This is a genomic window from Bacillus sp. SRB_8, from assembly GCF_003264205.1.
GTDB lineage: Bacteria > Bacillota > Bacilli > Bacillales > Bacillaceae_G > Bacillus_A > Bacillus_A mycoides.
The window spans coordinates 1-340 of record NZ_NADT01000152.1 but is presented as its reverse complement, the minus strand read 5'-3'; the positions used below and the strand labels follow the sequence as shown (position 1 = coordinate 340).

The following is a 340-nucleotide window of genomic DNA, read 5'->3' as shown; positions in this document are numbered from 1 at the left end:
AATCGTTTCTCAGCTCTCCACACGTTTTCCAATGACGGATCTAGGTAACCCGAAACGCTTACTAGGGATGAGGATCACACGTAGTAATGACGGTATCTTACTTGACCAAGAGGCCTACATCTTGGAGCAATTATCAAAGTTCAACATGATGGACTGCAAGCACGCAGACACGCCCGAACAATCAGGACTCTACCTGGAGAAGAACATGTGTGCAACAACCGCCGAAGAGAAGCAAGAAATGCAAGAAATTCCCTATCGTGAACTAGTTGGAGCTCTTAACTGGATCGCAACGTGCACCAGACCGGATATCTCACATGCAGTGTCCTCACTCTGTCGGTTT

The 340-nt window shown here is 47.4% G+C and carries 1 protein-coding gene; it reads left to right on the top strand.

From position 1 onward, the window contains the following. Positions 1–121: 121 nt before the first annotated feature. A partial coding sequence (locus tag B5P40_RS33160) for a hypothetical protein (RefSeq protein ID WP_220089781.1) occupies positions 122–340 on the top strand: 219 nt, incomplete at its 3' end.